The following is a 26,007-nucleotide window of genomic DNA, read 5'->3' on the forward strand; positions in this document are numbered from 1 at the left end:
ACTATGGTTGATGTAGTTCGCGCACGTGATACTGAGGATTTGGTTGCACATGCTGCAGCACGATTTATCCAGGTTGTAGAAGCCGCTACCGCAGATGATGGCACGGCACGTGTTGTTCTCACCGGTGGCGGAGCGGGCATAAAGTTGCTGGAAAAGCTCAGTGTGGATGCAGCCCACCTGCCGTGGGAGCGGATTCACGTATTTTTCGGTGATGAGCGCAACGTCCCTGTTTCTGATCCAGAATCCAACGAGGGTCAGGCCAGAGCTGCACTACTGTCTAAGGTCGCCATTCCAGAAGGCAATATCCATGGGTATGGCCTTGGTGAAGTAGATCTAGCACAGGCAGCAACAGCATATGAAGCTGTGTTGGATAAGTTCGCTCCCAATGGTTTTGATCTCCACCTGCTGGGTATGGGCGGCGAGGGTCATATTAATTCCCTTTTCCCTCACACTGACGCAGTTAAGGAAAGCTCTGCGAAGGTTTTGGCTGTATTTGATTCCCCTAAGCCTCCTTCAGAGCGTGCAACTTTGACACTTCCTGCGGTTCACTCCGCTAAGCGGGTGTGGCTGTTGGTTTCAGGTAGTGAGAAGGCAGAGGCTGCTGCAGCTATCGTTAACGGTGAACCTGCAGTTGAATGGCCTGCTGCTGGGGCAACCGGTGCTGAAGAAACTATCCTCTTCGTCGCTGATGATGCCGCGGTGAATCTCTAATCAGCATTAATCAGGGGTGTACCTTCACACAAGAAGGTACACCCCTGATTACAGTTTTAGAATCTCACCCCTAAGACTGTGTGCAAGTAGGTTAACTATCTATACGCCCACCGCCTCTTTGATTGGCTTGTGGGAGCTGATCTGAAAATCTTTACTGTATAAAGGCGAGTCAGCGTCGAGTGCCAATTGTGCTGCTAGTTCGCCATAAGCTGGAGAGAGCTTGAAGGCGTGTCCAGATCCACCGGTGAGCACTACTACGTTGTCTACCTTGTCGATAATCGGAGATTTATCGGCAGTATAAGTGTCATAGTGGACACTAAAGCGATTGGGCTCTGGATTAACCCCTGGGAACAAATCGTGGGTTTGGCGGCCAAATTCTGACACCGCTTCTCGGTCAAGTCGTAGATCTTCATCTTCTACGTGCGCACTCATCGGTACACCCCAGTTGTCTAGTCCAGCGATCTTGATGCTGTATCCATCAACGCATGGTGCACCGAAAACGTGGAACCCATCACGATCACGGATGAAGCAAGGAAGATTTTCCGGTTGGAAGTCGACTGGGTTAGTGGGCAAGAACCACGTCAGCACCAATCGTCGAACTTCAAGCAGTGGAGCAATAGAGGGCACAAGTTCTCCTGTCCAGCTACCGGTGGTGACAATCACGCGGTCAACGATCGTGGTTTGCTTGCCTGCTTGAATGATCACGTGGTCGCCGTTATCAACAATGTTGGTGATTTTTTGGTGATCTCGTATTTCTGCACCATTGTTGCGTGCTGCTTCAATGGCACTAAATACAGCTAATTCCGGTCGAAGGGCTCCACCCTGAAGGTCAACAATGCCAGCTTCGTCATCGCGGAAGTTCAAACCTGGGTAGCGCTTGCGCATCTCAGCCGCGGTTAATCGCTCATGGGGCAGATCATAGCGTTCTACTGATTCCACCAACCGCTGGAAAGGTGCTTCATCTTCCTTGCCAGTGCTCAACACTCCAAAATTATGGAAAATCTCGCGCCCGGAAGTATCACTTAACAAGGCCCAGAGCTCTTGCGCACGCTTTAGCAAAGGAACATAGGTGCTGCCTTCGTGATAAGCCATCCGAAACAGTCGAGATTCGCCAGTAAATGCGCCATAACCGTGTGAAATTCCAAACTGTTCAAAACCAATAGCTTCAACACCTGGGATTTTACTCAAATGCCACAGCGCCATGGAGCCGGTTGATCCAAGGCCAATTACCGCAATTTTCATGGTTGTCTCCTAAGCGAGTTCGGGTGATTCCCAAAGGTTTAATGTCGTGCCAATCCCCTTTTCCAAAGCGTTTTCATACACTTGGGTTGCCCACGCGACGTCTTCTACTGGCATGCCGCCGACAGAGTAGAGAATGATTTCTTCATCGTTGGTACGACCAGGCAATTTCCCGGAACAAATATCACCGATTTGGGAAATTTTTGATTGATCCAATTCACCTTTCAGCGCCAAGTCGTACCAGTGTGTTCCTGGAATACCAAGGAGTTGATACGCCTTAGGACCGTATTCTTCTGCCCAGGCTTCGTAGAGGCCTAAGTAATCAACGACGAGGCGGGCGTCGTCAAGCAAATAAGCGTCGTCGAAGCGACCGGCAGCTGGCAGGAGGAGCAGGGCGCCTGGTTTCAGCCATTCTTTTTTAAAGTATGGGAAGGCCGAAGATCCTGCGGCGTCCGTGGTGGTTGCGGCGATGACTACGTCTGCGTCTTTGACTACTTCTTCTTCAGATCCGACGGCGACGACTTCGATCTCGGGAAATTTTTCCAACGCCCATGTTGCAAAGGCAGTAATTCCGCGTTCACTGCGTCCCTTGATCTTGATGGTGGTGATTCCTGGACGCTCTGCGATGCATGCCTCGGTGATCGTTTTGGCCATAACCCCAGGTCCGACGACGGCCAAGGTGGTTGCATCCGCCACAGCTAGGTGCTTCACGCCCACGCCGGGAACCGCTCCGGTGCGGTAGGCGGACAGCAGGTTCGCCGACATAATGGCTTTGGGGGCGCCGGTGACGGTGTCGTTGAGCACAAAGGTGTGGATCGAGCGCGGCAAGCCGGACGTTTTATTTTCTGCATTGGAGCCGTACCATTTCACGCCGGTGTTTTTGAATCGCCCGCCCAGGTATGCGGGCATTGCCATGAATCGGCGGTCCGGGCCATCTTTGGGCATGCCTTCGAAAGCAGGGTTTTCCGGGAAAGTGATCATGGCGCCGTGCGAGTTGGAGTTTAGCCCAGCCATTTTGTAGTCGCCCTGTGCCAAGAGCACGAGGGTTTCTTCCATTACATCCACGCATTGTGCGATGTCTTTGACCCCTGCCGCAATCATGTCCGGCTCGCTTAAGAACAAGAAATTGATAGCGGTTTCAGTGGTATAGGTTGCAGTCATTTTTAGGCCTTTCGGTTGTCAGCAATTTGCTTTTCGACGCCCACCTGCGGGCTATCGGGTACGGTTTCCACGGGGATTTCAGGTTCCATGGTGGACCGGGTTGCCATGCCAATCCCGTTGGAATTGAGGTGGTAAGCGGATTCTGCATGTTCAGAGCGGTCGATGCCTTCATATTCTGCTTCGGCAGTGATGCGGAGAGTCATCACCTTGTTCAGCAATGTGGCTATTACCCACGTCATGCCGAATGCGTAGGCAAGGGTCACGATGATTGCTAGCGGTTCCCTCCACAGCAAGGAAAGTTCGCCACCAAAGAAAATTCCAGCAACCCCGGCTGGTGCAAGCGGATCACCAAACAACATGACAAAGAGTGCTCCTGCAATGCCAGCCATGCCGTGCACTGCAAAGACATCGAAGGAATCATCAACTTTGTGTCCCTTCTTCCAGCTAATCGCCCAGAAGGACACAATTGCACCGAGGGCTCCAACTGCGAATGCTCCAAGTGGGCTAACAGCGTCTGCTGCCGGAGTGATTGCAACAAGACCTGCAATCGTGCCCGTTGCTGTGCCGAAGAAGGTGGGCTTACCGCTGAATACACGTTCAACGAGCATGAAGCCCATCATTCCGCCAGCTGCAGCGATGAGAGAGGTAACCACGACATAGCTTGCGAGGAAGTTAGCACCACCAGCAGTGCCACCATTGAAACCAAACCACCCGGCGATAATTAATCCAGCGCCGATCAAAATCAATGGCAGGTTGTGTGGACGCACAGCCATCGTGTGTCTGCGACCCAACACCATGGCGAGCGCTAATCCAGAAGCACCAGCGTTCATGTGTACTGCGGTTCCTCCGGCAAAGTCATGGAAGTTGAGGAGGTTTTTCATCCATCCACCTACATAACCGGATTCAGGATCATCGAGTGCAAATACCCAGTGCGCCAACGGTGCATAGACGAAGGTGAACCATAAAACGCCAAACACTAACCATGCCCCAAAGCGCATGCGCCCTGCGGCACCAGATGACACCAGTGCCAAAGAGATAGCAGCAAACAGAATGTAGAAACCAGCCCACATGAGGTTTCCAGTGCCGTCATCTTCCATCACGCTGCGGAAACCAAAGTATTCAATCGGATTGCCGATGATTCCCCATCCCCCAACGGAGTTTCCAAGAACAAGGCCGTGTCCATACAAGATATAGACGAGTCCGACTACTCCAAGCGAGCTCATGACCATCATGAACGTGTTGAGCACGTGTTGCCCACCAAGCATGCCACCGTAAAGCAACGACAAACCAGGGAACATCAGGCTTACCAACGCAAAAGCTGCGAGAATCCAGGCTAGATCTGAGGGGTCCATTTTAAAGGCCTTTCAGCTAAGTGATGCTGTCGAGCGAAATATTTTCTATTCCGCTATAGATAAACCTAGTCTAGTTTCTACCTATCACTCTATAGATTTCTATTTTTATAATGAAAGTCACACTTCCCTCAGGTTTAACCGCTACTCCGCGCCTGATGACCACAGGGGATGGGCACTCGAGAAGATTTTGACCCGTCTTGGGTCAAATTAGTGCCGAAATAACTGTTTGACCCGTGTGGATTTAGGTGTTCACGCACTAGGCAGCATAAGACCAAACCAGGAGACCCAGAAATTACGTTTTTGACGTTTGCGGGTCTCCTGGTTTGGTGTATCGCTCTCATTACCAAACACAGAGACCCAACATTTAAGTTTTTGAAGTTTCTGGGTCTCCTGGTTTGGTCGCTCTGAAATTTCGACCTCTAACCCTAAAGGTCACACCTCCCTAGAAGCCCGTTTAAGGGGTTTTCAAGGTCAAGCGCATACAAAAGCTCATCCAAGAAAACTGGAGGCCTTAAACAAGCGATAAACGCTAATGCCTTTTTTCATGGCAGAAATACCTGGTCAGATTTTGGAGACCAACTGGAGATACCAAACAGGCGTGCCAAGATTTCAAGAAAATCGAAAATCTTGGCACGCCTGTTTGGTCTTTAAGAGGTCACTGCGCAATCAGTATTCGCCTGTGGTGAAATTAAAAATCCCACAGTGAAACTAAAAAGCGGCTCCCGACCCAAGGAGACCGCTTTTTAAATCGCACGTGCTCTATGAATAAGCCTGGATGAGATTGAGCGCGATGATGCACACAATCCAGATAACGGCAACCAAAATGGTGACGCGATCCAAGTTCTTTTCTACAACCGTGGAGCCTGAAAGATTAGACTGCACGCCGCCACCGAAGAGGCTGGAGAGTCCGCCACCTTTACCCTTGTGCAGCAAGACGAAAACCGTCATGAGCAGGCAGGCGACGACGAGGATGATTTGAAGCGTCAATGCCATATGGAATAAGTTCCTTTGCCGTTTGAGAACCAAGGTGGACCTAATGTTCACCTGATTTCGAATAACTTTAGATAGTATACACGAGTTCTACCCACCCAGCCGGACTAGCCGGAGTTACGAAGTGCAGTGGACAGACCATTCATGGTCAGCTGAATATTGCGGGATACTTGATCACTTTGATCACCCTTGCGGTAGCGACGCATCATCTCCACCTGAATGACATTCAACGGAAGCAAGTAAGGGTAACGACGTTGCACGGACCTGGCCAGAAGGGGGTTGTCATCAAGCAGATCATCGGAGCCGGTGATCACACAGAACATCTTTTTGGTCAGGAAGTACTCTTCGTGGATAACAGAGTAAATGCGCTCGGCTACTTCCCTATCTGGGATGAGATCTGCATAAAGCTTGGCCAAACGTAGTTCAGCTTTAGACATCACTTGAGCCATGTTGTCTAGAACCGAGGTGAAAAACGGCCACGATTCATTGAGTGTTTGCAGCTCAGCAATGCGTTGGGTGGCTTGCTCCCCTTCTCCGATCCACTGTTGCAATGCGGTTCCCACACCAAACCAGCCTGGCAGCATGACGCGTGACTGTGACCAGCTCAGCACCCAAGGAATAGCCCGGAGATCTTCAACAGAAGAGGTCTGCTTGCGTGACGATGGCCTCGAGCCGATATTCAAAGAACCGATTTCTTGCAGCGGTGTTGATTGCGTGAAGTAATCGATAAATCCTTGATCCTCATGAACCAATGAGGCATATTTTTTCAGGCTGAGCTCAGAGATCTCACTCATGATTTCATACGCGCGTTGGTGATCGGTGAGGTCGGAGACGTCGAGAAGCGATGCCTCTAGTGTCGCTGAAACTAGTGCCTCGAGGTTTCGGCGCGCAGTTTCCGGGTTGCCGTACTTGGCTGAAATGATTTCGCCCTGCTCCGTGATGCGTACCGAACCACGCACTGCACCTTTCGGCTGTGCCAGGATGGCGTCGTAAGAAGGTCCGCCACCACGGCCGACGGTGCCACCGCGGCCGTGGAAGAGTCGAAGCTTAACCCCGGCTGATCGGCAGAGTTCGACGAGCTGCAGTTCCGCGTCGTAAAGCGCCCAGTTTGCGGAGAAATATCCACCATCTTTATTGGAGTCGGAGTAACCAAGCATGACTTCCTGGACGTTATCGCGCTGCAAAAGGTAGTTGCGGTAAAGATCAATTTTCCACAGTTCGTCGAGGATTCCGGCGCCGGCCTGGAGATCTTCGATGGTCTCGAACAGTGGGATGACATCGACGGTGCCGCGAGGGTGATCGCCATTTGCCGCGATCAGCCCAAACTCCTTGAGCAACACCATGGGCTCTAACACATCGGTGACAGATGAGGCCATGGAAATGATGCAGTGAGGAACCATCTGTGGGCCAAATTTTTCCACCGCATCAGATGCCGTGCGGAAAATACCGAGCTCACGGTCGGTGACTTCACTGTGGTTGTTGGCACCATGTGGGATCAATGGACGAGGGCTGCGCAATTCCTCGAGCAAAACCTCAAGTTTTTCGGTTTCAGAAAGCTCGCGGTAGTTGGTTGTTACATGAGCACGCTCAAATAGCTCGGTGAGCACATCTTCATAGCTTTCTGAGTTTTGGCGCAGGTCAAGAGCGTAAAGATTAAATCCAAAGCTTTCGATGGCAGAGATCAACACAGACAAACGGTCATCGGCGATGAGGGTGTCATTTGATTTACGCAGCGAAACATCAATGGTTAACGCATCATTGAGGAAATCCTCGGGGGATGTATACGCATCGAAGACTTTAAACCACACGCCTTCGACAGCATCCTCACCGATTAGCTTTGCGGTGGTGGCCAAAATACGACCACGAATACCATGCACAGCTCGGCGATATGGCTCATCTACCCTGCTTGGCACATCGTTGTGACCAGCATCTGCCAGAGCAAGAAGTTCTGGGGTGACCTCATTCATGCGGTCAGACAAGCTTAGTTCATGTTCTAAAGCATGCAGCTGGCGCGCATAGTATTTCAGTACTGTTTCCGCAGCGCGGTGAGTGGAGTACTCAACGGTTTCCGCGGTGACATAAGGATTTCCATCATGGTCTCCACCGATCCATGATCCTGGCTTGACTACGGACTTCCGTGGAACATCCTCGCCGAAACGCTCACGGAGCTCAACTGACACATCGCGGTTGATGCGAGGAATTTCTTCCAGCAGGCTCAGCTTGTAGTAGCGCAAGCCGACTTCAATTTCATCTTCGATGCGTGGACGGGCAACACGAATCAGCGCAGTCTGCCACAAAATGGTGATGCGGCGTCGGATGTCTTTTTCCAGCTCGTCTAATTTGCTTTGGGTACGAGCATTAGGTGCTGCCAACTGCAATGTGTGACGCTCACGCATGTGGGTGGTAATCCACTTTTGCGCATCAAATACTGTACGACGGCGTGTTTCAGTTGGGTGGGCGGTAAGAACTGGAGCTACCTCGGCATTGCGCATCACTTCAGCGACTGCATCCGCACCAATTTTGGCATCATTAAGCTTCAGCCATGTGGCATCAAGCGTGCTATCTGGTGGAGTGTCCCCCGCATCCAGTGCGGCTTCGCGCAGCTCTTCATCATGCAGATCCTCTGCCAAGTTCGCTAGCAATGCAAAGTGGGAAAACGCACGCGCGATGGGTGTTGCTTTGGCAGGGCTAATCCCGTCAAAGACCTCCACGAGGCTATCCATCTCCGCATTGCCTTTGGCGATATCAAAGGAGGTAAGGCGAGCTTTTTCTACCAGCTCGTAGACATCTTGACCTTCTTGTTCGGCAATAACCTCACCGAGAATACGGCCAAGGAACCTGATGTCATCACGTAAAAAATCAGTCATAACTACTTTTAAACACTCTTTCAGAATTAGGGTGTTACGTGCTCTAATGAGAAAAATCTAAAGAAAATCGCCCAGTAAAACAGATGTTTGACTGGGCGACATACTTTTAACGATTGCACGGTGCAATCAAGTAAAAAGTGGACTAGACAACGCTCGCAGCATTTGCTGCCAACTTGGCAAAAGCTTCACCATCAAGGGAAGCACCGCCAACTAGTCCGCCATCAACATCTGGCTGTCCCACAATTTCTGCCACAGTCTCTGCCTTAACAGAACCGCCGTACAAAATACGCAGGCCTTCTGCAACCTCTGCACCTGCAAGCTCAACGATCAGACCACGAATTGCCTTGCATACTTCCTGTGCGTCAGCGGCAGAGGCAACCTTGCCGGTTCCAATTGCCCACACTGGTTCATAGGCAATCACAGTGTTGCTGAGATCTGTAGCATCCAGACCTGCCAAAGAGTTACGGGTCTGCTCTACGACATAGTCAACATGGGTGCCGGCTTCGCGGATCTCTAGTGGCTCACCAACACACACGATGGGGCTAATGCCCTTCGACAGTGCAGCCTTTGCCTTTGCAGCAACAAGCTCATCAGATTCATTGTGGTACTCGCGGCGTTCGGAGTGTCCAACAACAACCCAAGAACAGTTCAGCTTTGCCAACATGCTGGCAGAAACCTCACCGGTGTAAGCGCCGGACTCGTGCTGGGAAACATCCTGTGCACCGAAGGTGACCTCAAGCTTGTCCCCCTCAACGAGGGTCTGGACCGAACGGATATCAGTGAATGGAACGGTGACAGCAACGTCAACCTTTTCAAAGTATTCCTTTGGAAGTGCAAACGCGAGCTTCTGTACCGTTCCGATAGCTTGCTGATGATCCAGGTTCATCTTCCAGTTACCAGCAATAAGTGGCTTACGAGCCATGGCTTAACACGCCTTTCTAAAAAGTTTCCCGGCTACCTTCTGTTGTTCTAGAAGGTCTTACCGGAGTACAGAGTTGTTACTGAGCAAGGATTGCAACGCCAGGAAGTTCCTTACCTTCAAGGAACTCGAGGGAAGCGCCACCACCGGTGGAAATGTGAGAGAAGCCGTCTTCGTTCAGGCCAAGAACACGGACGGAAGCTGCGGAGTCGCCACCACCGACGACAGAGAATGCGCCGTTACCGGCGGTTGCGTCAATGATTGCCTGTGCGACACCGCGGGTGCCATCGGCGAAAGCTTCGAATTCAAAGACTCCCATTGGGCCGTTCCAGAATATGGTCTTTGCGGTGCCAAGTACTTCTGCGAACTTCTTCACAGACTCTGGTCCGACATCAAGAGACATCCAGCCTTCTGGGATGGAGTCGAGATCAACGATCTTCTTTTCTGCGTCTTTGTTGAACTCGGATGCTGCCACCAAGTCGACAGGAAGGACAATCTTGTCGCCGAAACGAGCGAGAAGATCCGTGCAGGTGTCTTTCATTTCTTCCTGTAGGAGGGACTGTTGAACGTTGTGGCCCTGAGCTGCGAGGAAAGTGTAGCACATGCCTCCACCGATGATGATCTTGTCGGCCTTTGCCGCCAGTGCTTCAATGACACCGATCTTGTCGGACACCTTGGAACCGCCAAGAACCACCACGTATGGAGCTTCAGGTGCTTCAGCGATCTTCTCCAGCACGGAGATTTCGGTTTCTACAAGTCCACCAGCGTAATGTGGCAGCAGCTTTGCAATGTCGTAAACAGAAGTCTGTGCACGGTGCACAACACCAAAACCATCGGAAACAAATGCACCGTTGTCTGCTGCAAGGGCAGCAAGTTCCTTGGCGAATGCAGTGCGCTCTGCCTCGTCCTTGGAGGTTTCGCGTGGATCAAAGCGGACGTTTTCCAGCAGGAGGATATCTCCTTCGGTTAGTCCGTTTGCACGCTCGTGTGCGTCTTCGCCAACAACATCTGCAGCAAGGGCAACGTACTGGCCAAGCTCATCAGACAGTGCTTCTGCAACTGGTGCGAGTGAGTACTTTTCGTTGACTTCACCTTTTGGACGTCCAAGGTGAGCCATGACAATAACCTTCGCACCGGCTTCAGAGAGTGCTTTAAGGGTTGGTAGGGAGGCAATGATTCGGCCCTTATCGGTGATCTCGCGGTCATCGTTGAGGGGAACGTTGAAGTCAGATCGAACGATGACGTGGCGTCCGTCTACGCCTTCGTCGAGCAAGTCCTTGAGGGTCTTAACAGCCATGCCGTACTCCTTGGAGATTTGATTAGTTTTAACATTTATTTAGCGTCAAAGCGCTTGAGCCATCATATTCATTTATGCCCTGTCCCAGATTGCCACATTTTGTGTGGCTCTGGCACTGGAATTCAATTGTAATAATGTAAAGACACAAAATAGCCCGGGGTGCACCGAGGCACACCCCGGGCTATTGGGATGACACATCACTGTAGGCGCACAGCGCCTAAGTTAACGATGTGAATGTTTAGAGCTTGGAAGCAACCAGCTCGGTTAGACGCAGAAGCTGGCAGGTGTAGCCCCACTCATTGTCGTACCAGGAAACAACCTTCACGGTGTTACCGGAAACCTTGGTTAGACCTGCATCGAAGATGGACCCGTGGGAGTCGGAAACGATATCGGTGGATACCAGTGGCTCTTCGGAGTAAGCCAGGGTCTCGCCGAACTCGCCGACTGCAGCTTCCTTGATGGCAGCGTTAACAGCTTCGACGGTGACCTCAGACTTGGTGTTGAAGGTCAAGTCGGTTGCGGAACCGGTGATAACAGGGACACGAAGTGCGTAGCCATCAAGCTTGCCCTTGAGTTCTGGAAGCACGAGCGCAACAGCCTTTGCTGCACCAGTGGAGGTAGGAACAATGTTGACGGCTGCTGCACGAGCACGACGCAGATCCTTGTGAGGAGCATCGTGCAGGCGCTGGTCACCGGTGTAAGCGTGAACGGTGGTCATCAGACCGTTTTCAATGCCGAACTTATCGTTAAGTACCTTAGCGATTGGTGCAAGGCAGTTGGTGGTGCATGATGCGCCGGAGATGACGTTGTGGTTCTCAGGGTCGTAGGTCTCGTGGTTTACACCGTAAACGAAGGTCGCGTCTTCGTTGCTTGCAGGTGCAGAGATAATAACCTTCTTAGCGCCGGCCTCGATGTGAGCCTTAGCTGCATTGGCGTCGGTGAAGAAGCCGGTGGACTCGATGACGATATCCACGTTGTGTGCAGCCCAATCCAGGTTCTTTGGGTCACGCTCAGCGTATACAGCGATGCGCTTGCCACCCACGGTGATGGAATCATCATCGTATTCAACTTCCTGGCCAAGGCGGCCAAGGATGGAGTCGTACTTGAGAAGGGTGGAAAGGGTCTTGTTGTCGGTGAGGTCGTTTACTGCAACTACCTCAAGATCATCGCTGCGCTGCAGAACTGCGCGGAAGAAGTTACGTCCGATACGGCCAAATCCGTTAATACCAACACGAATGGTCATGTTGTGTCTCCTCTAAAGATTGTAGGAAATGCAATGTGGAAAGCAGTTAGGTCGATCAAGAAGCTAAACGCTCAAATGCGCCGAAGCGATCAGAGCCAAGGGTGAGTTGGCGAATTTTCCAACTCACGCACCAAACCTACTCACATTGGATAATTCGTCGAGTCAACTCCGTGTCAACCTGATCCCAACTTTAGCCGGGAAACAAAGATTTCGCAGCAGTTTCAAAATCATCCAAACACATTCAAAAATAGGTACCGACCCCAAACGGGGGCATTTCCAACACTTCAACTAAGTAGTTTTTGCAGGGAACGAACCTGAAATCGTTCGCACGCGCCACGACTCCCCCAAATGGGGCTAGTTATGAAATGAACAACACTTCCAAAAATCCACAAAACAAAGTCTCAGATTTAAAGCCAGTGTGACACAACTCACACTGGCTTCATGTGTTCCTGCCCACTCGATGGTCGTTTTTCCACCTTGGTCATGGGCGAGACATGTTCTAAATTTCTTCCAACAAGTCCTCTGTCACAACAGAATTAGTATCGGGGATTTTCAAATCCTGCGCACGCTTATCAGCCATGGTGAGCAATCGTCGAATACGACCTGCAACAGCATCCTTAGTCATTTGAGGATCCGCCAGACGACCTAACTCCTCCAATGAGGCTTGTCGGTGCTGTACTCGCAATTGTCCCGCCTCAGCCAAATGCTCAGGAACATCATCACCCAAGATCTTCATAGCGCGCTCTACCCTGGCGGCTGCTGCAACTGCAGCCCGCGCGGATCGACGCAAGTTGGCATCATCAAAATTGGCCAGACGATTTGCAGGCGTCCGGCTTTCTCTCTTGAGACGCTTTTCTTCCCACATCATCCTTGTTCGCTGCGCACCCATGCGGGATAGCAATGCACCAATCGCTTCCGCATCACGAACATGCACGCGGTCAAAGCCTCGTGAATCTTTCGTCTTCGCAGTAATCCCAATTCGCCTTGCACAACCGACAAGCGCCAGCGCTGATTCTTGCCCAGGGCATAGCACTTCTAACGAGGATGATCGTCCTGGATCACTTAATGATCCACTGGCCAAAAAGGCACCACGCCACGCTGCTTCTGCATCACTGATTGTTCCGCTCACAACAGCTGGAGCTAACCCTTTGACGATAAATCCAGAGCGAGTGACCAACCCCGTCCTGCGTGCAATCTCATCGGCATTTTCAATAATACGAACCAGGTAACGCGGAGTTTTCCTACTTCCTGTTGGGTTGACGGTGTGCACGTCCACCGAAGTGTTGTACAAACCCTGGATAAACTCCTGAAGTCGGGTGCCTGCTTGCAAACTATCTAAATTTGCTTCAATAACAAGTTTGCCGCTTACAGCCTGCATTTCACCTGCAAATCGTAGGATCGCAGACACTTCTGCCGCACGTACGCTGTTTTTAGTTACCTGGACTTGCGCCAATTCTTGTTTGATATCACTTGTTAGTGACACTCCTACTCCTTAACGCCGTCGTGCGACAGCAAAACTTTCCAACAAGGCTGTGCTCAGTTTCGCTGGATCATGGACACTGGTGAATCGACCTCGTCCGTCCTCAGCTTGAACATCATGGAAAGATACTTCAGCTCCAATGGTGCGAGCTGCTCTTTCCACGTGATCTCGCTCCGTCGGGGACGACAGCGTTTTGGTATCTACGATAATTTGATCAATCTTTAAGTCTCGAGCATGCTGCCTCAGAACGTGAATGTGTCGTTCTGCAGAAAATCCAGCAGTCTCCCCTGGTTCAGCAGTGAGATTCAGCACGACCGTTTTGGTGGCTTTTGTCGTAGCCAATGCTTCTACTACCTCTGGAACCAGGATGTGTGGAATGACGGAGGAAAACCATGACCCAGGTCCAAGGGTTACTAGGTCTGCATCCAAAATCGCCTCAATAGCAGCAGCATTCGGTTCTGGGTTATCAGGAATAATGCGTACACGTCGCACTTGGCCAGGGGTGGCTGCAACCGCTACCTGTCCACGTACTTGGCGCATCACCCGAGCATCTTCGTCTAATCCGGATACTTCTGCTTCCAAGTCAAGTGGTTCAGAACATACAGGGATAATACGACCTTGTGCACCAGCTAATTCTGCAATTTGATCAAGCGCATGCTGCGAGGTGCCCAAGATGTCTGTTAGCGCCACAATCATGAGATTTCCCAGGGCATGACCAGCAAGAGCACCGTGTCCACCAAACCGATGTTGGAGGAGGTTTTCCCACAGCTCTCCGGCTTCAGCATCCGCAGTTAAAGCGGCCAATGCCATGCGCAGATCACCTGGTGGAATCTGGCCAAGTTCACGCCTGATTCGACCTGAAGATCCACCATCATCAGCTACTGTGACTACGGCATTGATCTTTGTTGGGCTACAGAACTTGGCTGCTCGCAGTGTTTGGAATAATCCGTGCCCACCACCCAAGCTGGTGATTATTTCTGGTCGCGCTGGCGATTCCAGTTCGTCTGGGATGTCTTCTGGGGCATCAAACAGGGTAGTCAATTAATTTGCCCCTTTCTTAGTGGCGGTTAATGTCACGGTGAACTATAGACACATCTAATTTGGTCTGTTCCCCAAGTCTTTTGGCTAGTTCTTCAGACACGGCGACGGATCTGTGGTGTCCTCCGGTGCAGCCGACACCGATTGTGATGAAGTTTTTTCCCTCATGGCGATAGCCCGGTAGCATATCTTGGAGCATATCCACAAAGTTTTTGAGGAATTCTTCAGCTCCTTTTTGGGAGAGCACGTAATCACTCACGGGCTTATCCACGCCCCGAAATGGCCGTAGCTCTGGCACCCAGAATGGGTTTGGCAAAAAGCGCACGTCCACAACAAAGTCTGCGTCACGTGGGGAACCGTGTTTGAAACCGAAGGATTCAATGGTCACATGTTGCGTTCTGGTGGCAATTGTGCGGAACGATGATTCAATTGCGCGACGAAGATCATGCACTGATAAATCAGAGGTATCAATAACAACTGAGGCATCTTCTTTAACAGAAGACAGCACGGTGCGCTCTCGTTCAATGCCTACCTGCAGGGTTTGGCTGCCCTGCAAAGGATGGGTGCGGCGCACATTATCAAATCGCTTGATCAACACTTCATCGCGTGCTTCAAGAAATAACACCGTGGGATCAAGCTGCAAGGCCCGAAGATCTGTGACCACTTGGGGGAGACTTCCACGAAATTCCCTAGACCGCACATCACAGACCACAGCTACTTTATCTGCGGGAGAATTTTCCCTGGCGCACAAATCAATGAATTCGATCATGAACTGTGGTGGAAGGTTGGTAACAACGTACCAACCTAGGTCTTCTAAAACCCGAGCTGCTGTGCTCAAGCCTGCACCGGACATACCTGTGATAATGACAGGGGTGAAGTTTTCCCTGTACTGCACGTTGTCTTTTCGTGCGGACTGATCAGTGTGCGTGACCCCAGTAGATTGAATCATGGTTATATCCTAGCGATCTCAGTTGTCTCTCGTGGCAGCGTGCAGCCCTTGATAAACAGACTCCGCTAATTTTGGCCCGAAACCTTTGACTTGGGCAATTTCTTCCACAGTTGCCTCTTTAAGTTTTGCCACGGAGCCAAAGTGTTTCACCAGTTCAGTCCTGCGACTTTGCCCCAGGCCTTTAATGCTGTCCAATTCCGATACCCGCATGCGTTTGGAGCGTTGCTGGCGGTGATAGGTAATGGCAAAGCGGTGTGCTTCATCACGGATTTGCTGCAACAGGAACAAGGCTTGGGAGTTTCGAGGCAAAATCACTGGATCTGGATCACCGGGCACCCAGATTTCTTCCAAGCGCTTCGCCAGGCCGATGAGAACCACATCAACAATGCCTAGTTCATCAAATACTTCTTGCGCAGCGGCAACCTGAGGCGCACCACCATCAACGATGAATACTTGCGGAGGATAGGCAAAGCGGCGAGCATCGGTGCTCATCTCTTCAACTTTTTCATCGCTGAAGGTCGAACCATCAAATTCTTCAGCCTCAGGAACAGCTAATTTGTCTTGGTTGTGGCGCAGGAAACGTCGACGCGTAACTTCCGCGATTGAAGCCACATCGTTGGAATGTCCATCGCCGGCAGCTTCCTTGATGCGATATCTGCGGTAATCAGATTTCCGCGGCAATCCATCTTCAAAAACCACCAGAGAAGCCACAACGTCGGTGCCCTGAATATGGGAAATATCGGTACACTCGATACGCAGCGGAGCTTGCTCCATATCCAATGCTTCTTGCAATTCCTGGAGTGCCGCAGATCGAGCCGTCAAATCTCCAACGCGCTTGAGTTTGTGCTGTTTGAGCAGTTCTTTGGCGTTTCGCTCGACGGTTTCCATCAACGCGCGCTTATCGCCGCGCTGGGGAACGCGCGCATCCACGCCCGCACCCCGCAATTCCGCTAGGAGTTTAAGGGTTTGCTCAGCTTCATTGGGCGCTATTTGCACGAGGATTTCCCGGGGCACCACCGAAGCGCGGGTAACTGGTGCTTCCGCTTCAAAAGAATGCTTATCGACGCCACGTCTCTCAATCACCGCCGCATCTTCTTTAGCCTCAGTTTCAGCGCGTTCCACAGCATCGCCGTAAAACTGCACGAGGAAATCTTGCATTAAATAAGGCAAAGCAGGATCCTCGGGTTGGGTCGAGGCGTCGACAAGCAATTCGGCGTAGTCGCCGGGCTTTTCCACAACCCAGCCGCGCTGGCCGCGGATTCGACCGCCCCGGATGTGGAAGATTTGCACAGCCGCTTCCAGCTCATCGGTGGCAAAAGCAATAATGTCTGCATCGGTGCCATCGCCAAGGACAACAGCCTGCTTTTCCATGACCTTGTCGATCGCTGCTAAATCATCACGCAGGCGTGCGGCGCGTTCGAAGTCGAGCTCTTCCGCAGCCGCGATCATATCGGCGTTCAGCTTGCGCGTGACTTTATCGGTATGACCTGACATAAATGAGGTGAAACCGTCGACGATTTCACGGTGTTGTTCCTCATTCACACGCCCCACACACGGTGCTGCACATTTATCGATATATCCCAATAGACATGGCCGCCCTAAATTCTCATGGCGGTTAAACACGCCTTTTGAACAGGTGCGCATGGGAAACACACGGGTTAAAAGATCGAGGGTTTCGCGCACCGCCCAGGCATGAGAATACGGACCGAAATAACGGACTCCTTTGCGGCGCGGACCCCGGTAGAAGAAGGCACGCGGGAACCTCTCCCCTGTGGATACAGCCAGCATGGGATAGGTTTTATCATCGCGGTATTTAACATTGAAACGCGGGTCAAAGCGTTTAATCCAGGTATATTCCAGCTGCAAAGCCTCAACTTCACTGGACACCACGGTCCATTCCACTGAATTAGCTGCAAACACCATTTGGCGCGTGCGGGGATGCAATTGGGTGACGTCTTGGAAGTAATTGGATAACCGGGACCGCAGGTTTTTAGCCTTGCCCACGTAAATAACGCGCCGGTTTTCGTCCCTGAATTTATAAACACCCGGCTCCGTTGGAATGGTTCCTGGAGCCGGGCGATAGGTTGTTGGATCAGCCACAGCTTAATTAGTCCTCTGGCATGTACTTGTTTTCGAGTTCCCGGAACGTAGCAACTGCCTTCACCACTGATTCACCGTCACGGGATTGGAACGCCCACATGGGAACAAACTCAAAATCTGGAAGTTCCAATCTAGCTACGCTGCTGCCCTTGGGGAAAGACATGCCGTAGATGACCACCCATGGGTAAAACCGAGTACCAATGAAGTTTCGGACTTCTACGCCGTCTTCGTTTGCACGCACACGCGGACGCGTCAACCCGATAAACACTACGATGGAAATAATGATGCCGATACCGGGGAATGCCAACGCATCAATCACGGTCACTGCTGCACCGGTGAAATCCACACCAACAACCGCACCCATGAATATATGAACAGCCATGATCACCACGACGGCAACCCATGCTAGCTTTTTCAAGAATTTGGTAGTCACCACAAGCTCCCACGGTTTGGTAGTAGTGGTGTCGGCAAAAGCCGCAGTGTATTCCTGAATTTCAGCGTCGCTGAGTTGTGCCTTTGGCTTCCCGACAGCGCCCGATTGTGCGTTGTTGATATTGTTCGTTGCTCCGTCGGGGGCGTTCGTTGTCACGATTTCACAAATCCTTAGAACTTAAGTAGTGGTGGCGCGCAGCCTGACAGGTTAAAAACCTATTGAAAACAGTCTAACTCTGTCAGTCTAACCCTCAGTAGCCCGAATCTGAGAAAGCACCAGGGCGGTGTCCAACGCAGCGACCATTGCTTCAGCACCTTTATCCTCTACAGAACCTTCTCCGCCGGAGCGCTCTACAGCTTGTTCCTGAGTGTTTGTGGTCAGCACACCGTTGCCGATGGGAGTGGAGGTATCAAGCGCAATGCGGGTGAGGCCTTCTGTGACGGAATCGCACACATAATCAAAGTGGGGTGTGCCACCGCGAACAACGCAACCTAAAGCAACCACCGCGTCATGGGTGCGAGCGAGTTCTTGTACAACGACAGGCAGCTCTAGTGCGCCCACCACACGGTATTCGCTAACCGTTGCTCCCGCAGCCGTGCCTGTATCAACGGCGCGTTGGTGCAGGCGGTTGCAAATTTCTGCATTCCAGCGTGCAGTAACAACTGCTACTTTAAGCCCACTGGCATCAGGTAGCTCAACAACAGGCAATCCTTCTTTAGCCATTTTCTTAATTCCTTTAACTGGTTGGGTGTTCTTGTTCCCACTGGGCGACATCGGGAAGATCATGCCCCATGCGATCACGCTTGGTTTTCAAGTAACGAACATTGTCTTCATGCACTGCTACTGGAATGGGAGTCCGGTTGGCAATGGAAATCCCATGCCCTTCCAGACCGACCTTTTTTGCAGGGTTGTTGCTGATCAAGTTGAGCGATCGCACACCGAGGTCATAAAGGATCTGCGCGCTGGTGCCAAATTCACGGGCGTCAGCAGGAAGTCCCAGTGCCAGGTTGGCATCCACGGTATCGGCGCCTTCATCTTGGAGTTGATATGCACGCAACTTGGCCAATAGACCAATTCCGCGGCCTTCATGTCCACGCATGTAGACAACTACTCCCCGACCTGCTTCTTGGATCATGCGCAAAGACTCATGGAGTTGCTGCCCGCAATCACAACGCCTGGACCCAAAAACATCGCCAGTCAAGCATTCAGAATGGACTCGAACCAGGACATTTTCGCCACGATCGGATGCGACATCGCCTGCCACAATGGCCACGAGTTCCGTATCGTCAATGATCGACCTGTAACCAACTGCGCGGAAGTTTCCAAAATCAGTTGGCAATACGGTTTCTACTTGACGTTCAACCAAGATCTCGTTTTTGCGTCGCCATTCAATCAGCTGCTCAATGGAGATCAGTTTTAGATCGTGCTCATCGCAGAAACGTCGAAGCTCTGGCAGTCGTGCCATGCCAGTGGGGTCATCCTCACTGACTACTTCACAGATCACACCTGCTGGGCGTAGACCGGCAGCACGGGCTAGGTCGACTGCAGCTTCTGTGTGTCCAGCACGCACCAGCACGCCTCCTTCGCGAGCGCGAAGTGGCACGACGTGGCCTGGGCGGGTGAAATCAGTCCGATTGGCATCAGGGTCTGCAAGCAGACGCAAAGTGTGTGCACGATCAGTCGCAGAAATACCTGTTGTGCCGGTGTTGGCATCAACAGTGACTGTGTATGCCGTACCGCGAGCATCTTGGTTGTGTGCGGTCATGGGTGGCAAATCAAGCCGATCCGCGTCTTCTGCTGTTAAAGGTGCGCAGATATATCCCGAGGAATAGCGCACCATGAAGGCGACTAATTCTGGGGTGGCAAGTTCAGCAGCGAAGATGATGTCGCCTTCGTTTTCCCGATCTTCATCATCAACAACCACCACTGCCTTGCCCGCAGCGATGTCAGCTATTGCCTCTTCAACAGAATCTAATTGGCTGTGTGCCCGCACGTTTTCACTCACGTTGTCTAAACCTAGTCTTTCGTCAATCCGGTGTTGCCATCGGGAGTGTTTTCGGTTGCCAAACCTGGCAGCATCATTCGCTCGACATATTTGGCAATCACATCTACCTCAATGTTTACGATATCGCCCACGGCAAGTTCCCCATGTGTGGTCTCACGCAAGGTGGTAGGAATCAAGGACACTTCAAACCAATCATCACCTAAAGATGACACAGTCAAGGATGTGCCATTGAGCGCGATGGAACCTTTTTCCACCACATAACGCGCGAGGTCTGTGGGAAGCTCAAAGCGCAAAACATCCCAGTTTTCCGAACTGGTGCGTTTGATCAAGGTTGTGGTGGCATCAACATGACCTTGCATGATGTGCCCACCAAGACGGCCACCAGCTGCCATGGCTCGTTCCAAATTAACCTTGCTGCCTGTCGATAATGCGCCCAATGAACTTCTATCGAGGGTTTCCTGCATGAGGTCTGCGGTGAAATGGCCATCACCAAAAGATGCAACAGTCAAGCACACGCCATTGACAGAAATGGAATCGCCCAAGTGGACGTCTTCTAACACCGTGGATGCCGCGATCTGCATCCGGATGGAATCACCTAGATGTTCCACACCTGCAACAGAGCCGAGCTCCTCAACAATTCCTGTGAACATTTAGTGGTCCTTTCTTTTCATTTCTATCAAAATGTCTTCACCGAGCTGCCTGACAGCGGTAGTTTCAAAGCGCATGATCTCAGCCATGGTGGTTGCCTGTGGCCAATTCAGCACGGATTTTCCAGCACCCAACAGTGCGGGAGCTACATAGGCTTGAATTTGATCAACAACTCCCAAGCGCAGTGCTGCGGCCGCTAAGGTGGGCCCACCTTCAATCAAAACATCTCTGCATCCACTATCCCACAGCGCCGATAACGCTTCCGGTATTCCCGCATACTGCCCAAACCCAAGTTCGGCAAGATTAGAGTCTGGGGAAATCTCACGAGAGCCAATCACAACACGGCGCGGTTGATGCGGGTACAGACCATCATCGGTACGTGCTGTTAGAGAAGGATTATCACTAATCGCCGTGCCCGTGCCCACTACGATGGCATCTCTTTTACTGCGATCTTCATGGACAAAAGCGCGCGCAGTTGCTCCGGTAATCCACTGGCTCGTCCCATCGGTGGCACCGGCAAAACCATCAAGAGTTGAGGCAAACTTCAGTGTTACATGCGGCCTGCCCAACACTGTGGCCTCCAACCATGGCTGCAACGCCCTGATTGGCTGATTTAAAAAATGCGTTTCGACGCCCGCCTCCACTAAAAAGTCAGCGCCCCCAGCAGCTGAGGGGAACGGATCCGCGTTGGCGTAAAACACGTGATGGATCCCGGCGTCGACAAGCGCCTTAGAACATGGGCCCGTGCGGCCGTAATGATTACACGGCTCTAAAGTAACCACCGCCGTGCCGCCTTTGGCGCGCTCCCCGGCGGCCTGCAACGCAACGACCTCGGCATGCGGGCCTCCCGGCGGTGCGGTGGCACCGACACCTGCAACCTCGCCTGCAGAATCCAAAATAACTGCACCCACCGGCGGATTAGGGCTGGTTGTGCCTCGAACCTGCTCTGATGCGCGGTGGGCTAGTTCTAAAGCGTGCGCGATATCCATTTACTGTGCGAGAGCTCGCAACTCCTGGACTGCCTGGTTTGGATCTTGCGCGCCATACACGGCAGAGCCAGCGACAAAAACATCCACACCAGCCTCAGCTGCCTGTTTAATGGTTTTCGCACTGATGCCACCATCAATTTCAATGACAGTGTTCAAACCGTGCTCGTCAATGACTTTGCGCAATGTACGAACCTTGTCCAATTGATCAGGCATGAAGCTTTGACCGCCGAAACCTGGCTCAACGCTCATCACGATTACTTCATCGAAATGCTCAAGATCATCAAGGTAATCCTCAATCGGAGTGCCTGGGCGCAAAGAGAAACCAGCTCGCACGCCCTTGGATCGGATGTATTTAGCCAATTCAACATGCTTATCGGTGGCCTCAACATGGAAAACAATGCAATCAGCACCGGCATCGATGTAGTTGTCTACCCATTTTTCCGGGTTTTCAATCATCAGGTGAACATCGAGTTCTTTGTCTGTCACACGATTAACCGCAGCTGTGATGTCCGCACCAAAACTCAAATTGGGAACGAAATGACCATCCATGATGTCAACATGGATCCAATCAGCATCTGGAACAGCTAAAACTTGCTCCCCCAAGCGGGAGAAATCAGCGGCCAAAATGGAAGGGGCGATTTTAGGAGTGCTTTGTGCCATGCCCTAAATCATAGCCCCCTTGACCACTTGGGTTAGCTCACAGGGGCAGGTGTGAGCTACTTCGAGCGCAACACCTGACTTCCACAGTGTTTTTAATCCCCCGGCGAAGGGTTTTGTCGCTGATCTTTATCGGCGATTTAAGAGCTTTGATTTTTGGAGATGACTATTTATATCCCTTGGGGTCTTTTGGGGCTTTACACGCGAATCTGTGGGACCACTTTTTCTGGCCTATTCTTTGAAGTTGTGCACCGTACTTCGCCTGGCGACCAAAACTGCTTATTGCGAAGTAACTTTTGGTCGGATGTGACGGTATCCAGGCCTTCGAATTTGCTCTGGCGACCAAGAATCCTTTTAATCCCTATGGATTTGGTCTGATATGCAAGTTTTAGAAACCGCCCCGAACAAATACCAGTATCACGCAGTGACCGTACTCAAGCCGGCCAAGAATCTACCGTCTAACCCAACCAACGCACTGGTGATTACGGCGCTAATTTGCCAAGAAGCTGAACACTGATGGTGTGAAAATACGCGTTAGCGTTTATCGCTTGTTTAAGGACACGAGTTTTCTTAGATGAGCTTATGTATGCACGAGCCCTTGAAAACCCGTTAAAAGCGCTTCTGTGGAGGTATGACCTTTCAGGTGTCTCACCCAAATGTGAGAGCGACCAAACCAGGAGACCCAGAATCTTCAAAAACTTAAATGTTGGGTCTCTGTGTTTGGTAATGAGAGCGATACACCAAACCAGGAGACCCACAAACGTCGAAAACGTGATTTCTGGGTCTCCTGGTTTGGTCTTATGCTGCCTAGTGTGTAAACACCTAAAACCACACGGGGCAATCAGTTATTCCGGCACTAATTTGACCCAAATCGGGAAGAAAAGTCCCGAAAACCCTAGCCGAGACGTGTGAGCTACTTTTTCCGCAACACTGCCACGAACATGGCATCAGTGCCGTGACGGTGAGGCCACATCTGCACTGATTTCTCTTCACCGGTATCTGTCATGCCTGGCATAAACTCCCCGGCATTAAGCTCTTCAACGTTCAAAGAACTCAGGGCTTTATCCACAATGTTTCGGGTTTCGCGCAGATCAGGTGAACAGGTGGAATAGACAATTACGCCACCTGAACGAACCTTGTTTACTGCCGATTCTAAAAGCTCAAACTGCAAAGTATTCAACTCTGCAATATCGCTTTCCTGCTTGCGCCACCGCGCTTCCGGACGACGTCGCAGTGCACCCAAACCAGAACACGGTGCATCCACTAGCGCACGATCATAGCCGTCTTTTAAGTTAATGTTTCGGCCATCACCGACTTGCACTTTCACTGGCAATCCACGCACTGACTTTTCAATCAAACGGGCACGGTGTTCAGATACCTCAACAGCATCGACGGTTGCACGATCCATCCGCGCCAACGCACCAATCAATGCAGCTTTACCACCAGGACCTGCACACATATCCAACCATCGACCACCATCGGTGCCTTCAACTGGAACTTCTACCAATGCGCGTGCAATAAGCTGGGAGCCCTCATCTTGGACAGCAGCTAAGCCTTCCTTGACTGGCTCAATATCAGCTGGGTCGCCACCGTCAAGATATACCGCGTAAGGAGAATACTTTCCCTCTTCCCCACCGGTAATCAACGCTAATTCTTCAGCACTGATTTCACCTGGTCGGGCTACTAAATGCACCACGGGACGTTCCGAATCAGCTCGAAGTGCCTGCTCTAATTCGTCCTTGGGCAGGACTTGGGAGAAACTCTTGGCAATCCACCGTGGGTGCGCGGTCCGGAATGCAACCCGAGCGATTTCCTCAGTTGGCTCCAATTCCTTCAGCCACTGCTCGGGGGTTTTCCGGGTGATGTTACGCAAAATCGCATTGGCAAAACCAGTGGCCTGAAATTTCTTCAAACCACCCACCATTTTCACCGATGTATCTACGGCTGCGTGATCCTCGACGCGCGTGAACAACACCTGATAAGCGCCAAGGCGCAACACATCCAGGATTTCCGGATCAATATCGCCTAGTTCACGGCCAGAGGCTGCCTTGATCACCTCATCGATCAGCCCCACATTACGCAGCGTGCCGTAGGTAATTTCAGTAGCAAATGCCGCATCACGACCAGACAGATGATGCTTGCTCAACAACCTGGGCAATATCAAATTGGCGTAGGCCTTATCGGTGCGCACACGGTCAAGCACCTCAAACGCAATTTCCCTAGGCTTATCGACGCCCAGAGCCCTCAATTCCCTAGCCTGCGCAGGGGGCTTACGGTTTCCTCCCGCACGCCCCTTTGCTGGTGCTTGCTTCTTCGGCGCCTGTTTTTTGGGTGCCTGCTTAGCTTTGGGCGTCCTGGAGCGGAATCCGCCAGATTTTTCAAGGCTCATTGAAATTTCGCTTCCTGTTCAAGTTGGACACCACGCGCCCAATCGGCTGCATTCATCATCTTCTTACCCGGTGGCTGAATCTGCCCAAGTACTACTGGCATAGTCCCCGTTCCCACAACAACCGAATTCTTTTGCGCCACAATGACGCCAGGCGCCAAGTGCTCTTCTACCTCGCCCTCGCCTGAAAGGTGGATGGGGCCGAGCTTGAGGCGGTCGTCGACAAGCGTTGTCCACGCACCAGGTCCTGGGGTGTGCGCCCTGATGTGCCGATCGATGACCTCAGCAGGCTTCGACCAGTCGATCTGCGCATCTTGAGTCGTGATTTTCGACGCGTAAGTGGCCTCCCCTTGCTGCTCACGCGGAGTGATTGTGCCTTGTTCCAATCCCGTCATGGTGTCTACCAGCAGGTCGGCACCGGAATAAGCAAGGCGAGTGAGTAAATCATCGGCTGTATCAATGGGCAGGATCTCATCTTCAATGGTGGACAAAATAACACCGGTATCCAGGCCTTCATCAATACGGAAGGTTGTGGCACCTGTGACCTGATCGCCCTCTCTAATGGAGGCTTGAACAGGTGCTGCCCCACGCCACGCCGGCAACAAAGAAAAGTGCAGATTCACCCAACCGTGCGGTGCGATATCCAGCAAATCCTTAGTGATCAACTGCCCATACGCCACCACTGGCAAACAGTCAGGAGCCAACTCTTGCAGGCGCTGGCGAATCATCTGCCCATCTTCAGAATCTGCTTTTAACGACGTAGGTTTGAGCACCTCAATCCCGTGTTGCTGTGCCAACTCTGCAACCGCCGAAGGATGAAGCGTCCGCCCCCTACCCCGACGTGCATCCGGTTGGGTTAGGACAGCAACAACCTCATGGTCAGAATCAATAAGCTTTTGCAGTGCCACCACTGCAGGTTCTGGAGTTCCGGCAAAAACTAGGCGCATGAAGTGCCCTTTCCCTTCATTAGTTGTTAAACCATGCAGATGCGCGAATAACACCCATGGCTGCTTTACGTTCCGCTGAATCAAGGCGCTTTAAAAACAGCACGCCATCTAGGTGATCAGTTTCATGCTGAATACAGCGTGCTAACAATCCATTAGCTACAAATCCCACAGGGTTTCCATCACGGTCTTGTCCAGATAACCGCACTGTTTCATACCTCGTTGTTTGTGCAGAGACATCTGGGATGGACAAACAGCCCTCGTTACCAGTTTGGGTATCTTCTGTCACAGGCTCCCACACTGGGTTAACCACATGGCCGCGCAGGCCGCCTTCTTGGTGAGAGGTATCAAAAACAAACACGCGCCTGAGAACACCCACCTGGTTCGCTGCCAGGCCCACTCCACCTGCGTCCTCCATGGTGTCAAACATGTCATCAACGAGAGTGGACAGTGCATCGTCGAAGTCCACGACCTCATCGGCCCGACTAATAAGAACGGGATCACCAAATAATCTGACTTCACGAACAGCCATGGTTGTAGGAAAACTCCTTAGCTAAATTTTTCCCTGCCTAGCCAACAACATACGGTGCTACGCAGTG

22 protein-coding genes are annotated in these 26,007 nt (G+C 51.7%); 1 reads left to right on the plus strand and 21 read right to left on the minus strand.

Going from position 1 to position 26,007, the window contains the following annotated elements:
- Positions 1–3 precede the first annotated feature (3 nt).
- Positions 4–711, plus strand: a complete 708-nt coding sequence (gene pgl / locus N24_RS08445) for a 6-phosphogluconolactonase (protein ID WP_096456025.1) — start codon at positions 4–6, stop codon at positions 709–711.
- A 99-nt stretch (positions 712–810) separates the two neighbouring features.
- Here pgl and solA read toward each other — a convergent pair whose 3' ends face one another.
- The 21 genes from solA to def all read right to left on the minus strand — a co-directional run bounded on the left by solA (position 811) and on the right by def (position 25,940).
- Positions 811–1,953, minus strand: coding sequence for an N-methyl-L-tryptophan oxidase (gene solA, locus N24_RS08450; RefSeq protein ID WP_096456027.1), 1,143 nt, complete (start codon positions 1,951–1,953; stop codon positions 811–813).
- A 9-nt stretch (positions 1,954–1,962) separates the two neighbouring features.
- Positions 1,963–3,111, minus strand: a complete 1,149-nt coding sequence (locus tag N24_RS08455; RefSeq protein WP_096456029.1) for a tyramine oxidase subunit B — start codon at positions 3,109–3,111, stop codon at positions 1,963–1,965.
- A 2-nt stretch (positions 3,112–3,113) separates the two neighbouring features.
- Positions 3,114–4,463, minus strand: a complete 1,350-nt coding sequence (locus N24_RS08460) for an ammonium transporter (RefSeq protein ID WP_096456031.1) — start codon at positions 4,461–4,463, stop codon at positions 3,114–3,116.
- Positions 4,464–5,222: 759 nt separating this feature from the next.
- The gene (secG, locus tag N24_RS08465; protein ID WP_096456033.1) at positions 5,223–5,456 is read right to left on the minus strand and encodes a preprotein translocase subunit SecG; all 234 of its coding nucleotides are present in this window, start codon (positions 5,454–5,456) and stop codon (positions 5,223–5,225) included.
- Between the two features lie 104 nt (positions 5,457–5,560).
- Positions 5,561–8,320, minus strand: coding sequence for a phosphoenolpyruvate carboxylase (ppc, locus tag N24_RS08470; protein ID WP_096456035.1), 2,760 nt, complete (start codon positions 8,318–8,320; stop codon positions 5,561–5,563).
- 142 nt (positions 8,321–8,462) lie between these two features.
- Positions 8,463–9,242 carry a triose-phosphate isomerase gene (tpiA, locus tag N24_RS08475; protein WP_096456037.1) on the minus strand — a complete coding sequence of 260 codons (780 nt, stop codon included), beginning with the start codon at positions 9,240–9,242 and terminating at the stop codon, positions 8,463–8,465.
- Positions 9,243–9,318: 76 nt separating this feature from the next.
- Positions 9,319–10,536: a phosphoglycerate kinase gene (gene pgk, locus N24_RS08480; RefSeq protein ID WP_096456039.1), complete on the minus strand. Its 1,218-nt coding sequence runs from the start codon at positions 10,534–10,536 to the stop codon at positions 9,319–9,321.
- 238 nt (positions 10,537–10,774) lie between these two features.
- A complete protein-coding gene (gene gap, locus N24_RS08485) occupies positions 10,775–11,779 on the minus strand; it encodes a type I glyceraldehyde-3-phosphate dehydrogenase (protein WP_096456041.1) in 1,005 nt (334 codons plus the stop codon).
- A gap of 499 nt (positions 11,780–12,278) precedes the next feature.
- Positions 12,279–13,262 (minus strand): DNA-binding protein WhiA, encoded by a 984-nt coding sequence (whiA, locus tag N24_RS08490; RefSeq protein WP_096456043.1) that lies wholly within the window; start codon positions 13,260–13,262, stop codon positions 12,279–12,281.
- Between the two features lie 9 nt (positions 13,263–13,271).
- Positions 13,272–14,300, minus strand: coding sequence for a gluconeogenesis factor YvcK family protein (locus tag N24_RS08495; protein WP_096456045.1), 1,029 nt, complete (start codon positions 14,298–14,300; stop codon positions 13,272–13,274).
- A 16-nt stretch (positions 14,301–14,316) separates the two neighbouring features.
- Positions 14,317–15,246: an RNase adapter RapZ gene (gene rapZ, locus N24_RS08500; protein WP_096456047.1), complete on the minus strand. Its 930-nt coding sequence runs from the start codon at positions 15,244–15,246 to the stop codon at positions 14,317–14,319.
- An 18-nt stretch (positions 15,247–15,264) separates the two neighbouring features.
- Positions 15,265–17,346, minus strand: a complete 2,082-nt coding sequence (gene uvrC, locus N24_RS08505; RefSeq protein WP_096456049.1) for an excinuclease ABC subunit UvrC — start codon at positions 17,344–17,346, stop codon at positions 15,265–15,267.
- Positions 17,347–17,353: 7 nt separating this feature from the next.
- Complete coding sequence (locus N24_RS08510; RefSeq protein ID WP_096456051.1) at positions 17,354–17,935, minus strand: PH domain-containing protein; 582 nt, start codon at positions 17,933–17,935, stop codon at positions 17,354–17,356.
- A gap of 87 nt (positions 17,936–18,022) precedes the next feature.
- On the minus strand, positions 18,023–18,502 hold the full coding sequence (gene ribH / locus N24_RS08515) for a 6,7-dimethyl-8-ribityllumazine synthase (RefSeq protein WP_096456053.1): 480 nt from the start codon (positions 18,500–18,502) through the stop codon (positions 18,023–18,025).
- A 13-nt stretch (positions 18,503–18,515) separates the two neighbouring features.
- The gene (locus N24_RS08520; protein ID WP_096456055.1) at positions 18,516–19,784 is read right to left on the minus strand and encodes a bifunctional 3,4-dihydroxy-2-butanone-4-phosphate synthase/GTP cyclohydrolase II; all 1,269 of its coding nucleotides are present in this window, start codon (positions 19,782–19,784) and stop codon (positions 18,516–18,518) included.
- An 11-nt stretch (positions 19,785–19,795) separates the two neighbouring features.
- Complete coding sequence (locus tag N24_RS08525) at positions 19,796–20,434, minus strand: riboflavin synthase (RefSeq protein WP_096456057.1); 639 nt, start codon at positions 20,432–20,434, stop codon at positions 19,796–19,798.
- Positions 20,435–21,421: a bifunctional diaminohydroxyphosphoribosylaminopyrimidine deaminase/5-amino-6-(5-phosphoribosylamino)uracil reductase RibD gene (ribD, locus tag N24_RS08530; protein ID WP_096456059.1), complete on the minus strand. Its 987-nt coding sequence runs from the start codon at positions 21,419–21,421 to the stop codon at positions 20,435–20,437.
- The gene (gene rpe / locus N24_RS08535) at positions 21,422–22,081 is read right to left on the minus strand and encodes a ribulose-phosphate 3-epimerase (protein WP_096456061.1); all 660 of its coding nucleotides are present in this window, start codon (positions 22,079–22,081) and stop codon (positions 21,422–21,424) included. It lies immediately after the preceding gene.
- A 910-nt stretch (positions 22,082–22,991) separates the two neighbouring features.
- On the minus strand, positions 22,992–24,467 hold the full coding sequence (locus N24_RS08540; protein WP_167382072.1) for an RsmB/NOP family class I SAM-dependent RNA methyltransferase: 1,476 nt from the start codon (positions 24,465–24,467) through the stop codon (positions 22,992–22,994).
- Positions 24,464–25,411, minus strand: a complete 948-nt coding sequence (gene fmt / locus N24_RS08545; protein ID WP_096456063.1) for a methionyl-tRNA formyltransferase — start codon at positions 25,409–25,411, stop codon at positions 24,464–24,466. Before fmt ends, N24_RS08540 begins: the two co-directional genes overlap by 4 nt.
- A 19-nt stretch (positions 25,412–25,430) precedes the next feature.
- On the minus strand, positions 25,431–25,940 hold the full coding sequence (gene def / locus N24_RS08550; RefSeq protein WP_096456065.1) for a peptide deformylase: 510 nt from the start codon (positions 25,938–25,940) through the stop codon (positions 25,431–25,433).
- Between the last annotated feature and the right edge of the window lie 67 nt (positions 25,941–26,007).

It is taken from the genome of Corynebacterium suranareeae (genome assembly GCF_002355155.1).
GTDB lineage: Bacteria > Actinomycetota > Actinomycetes > Mycobacteriales > Mycobacteriaceae > Corynebacterium > Corynebacterium suranareeae.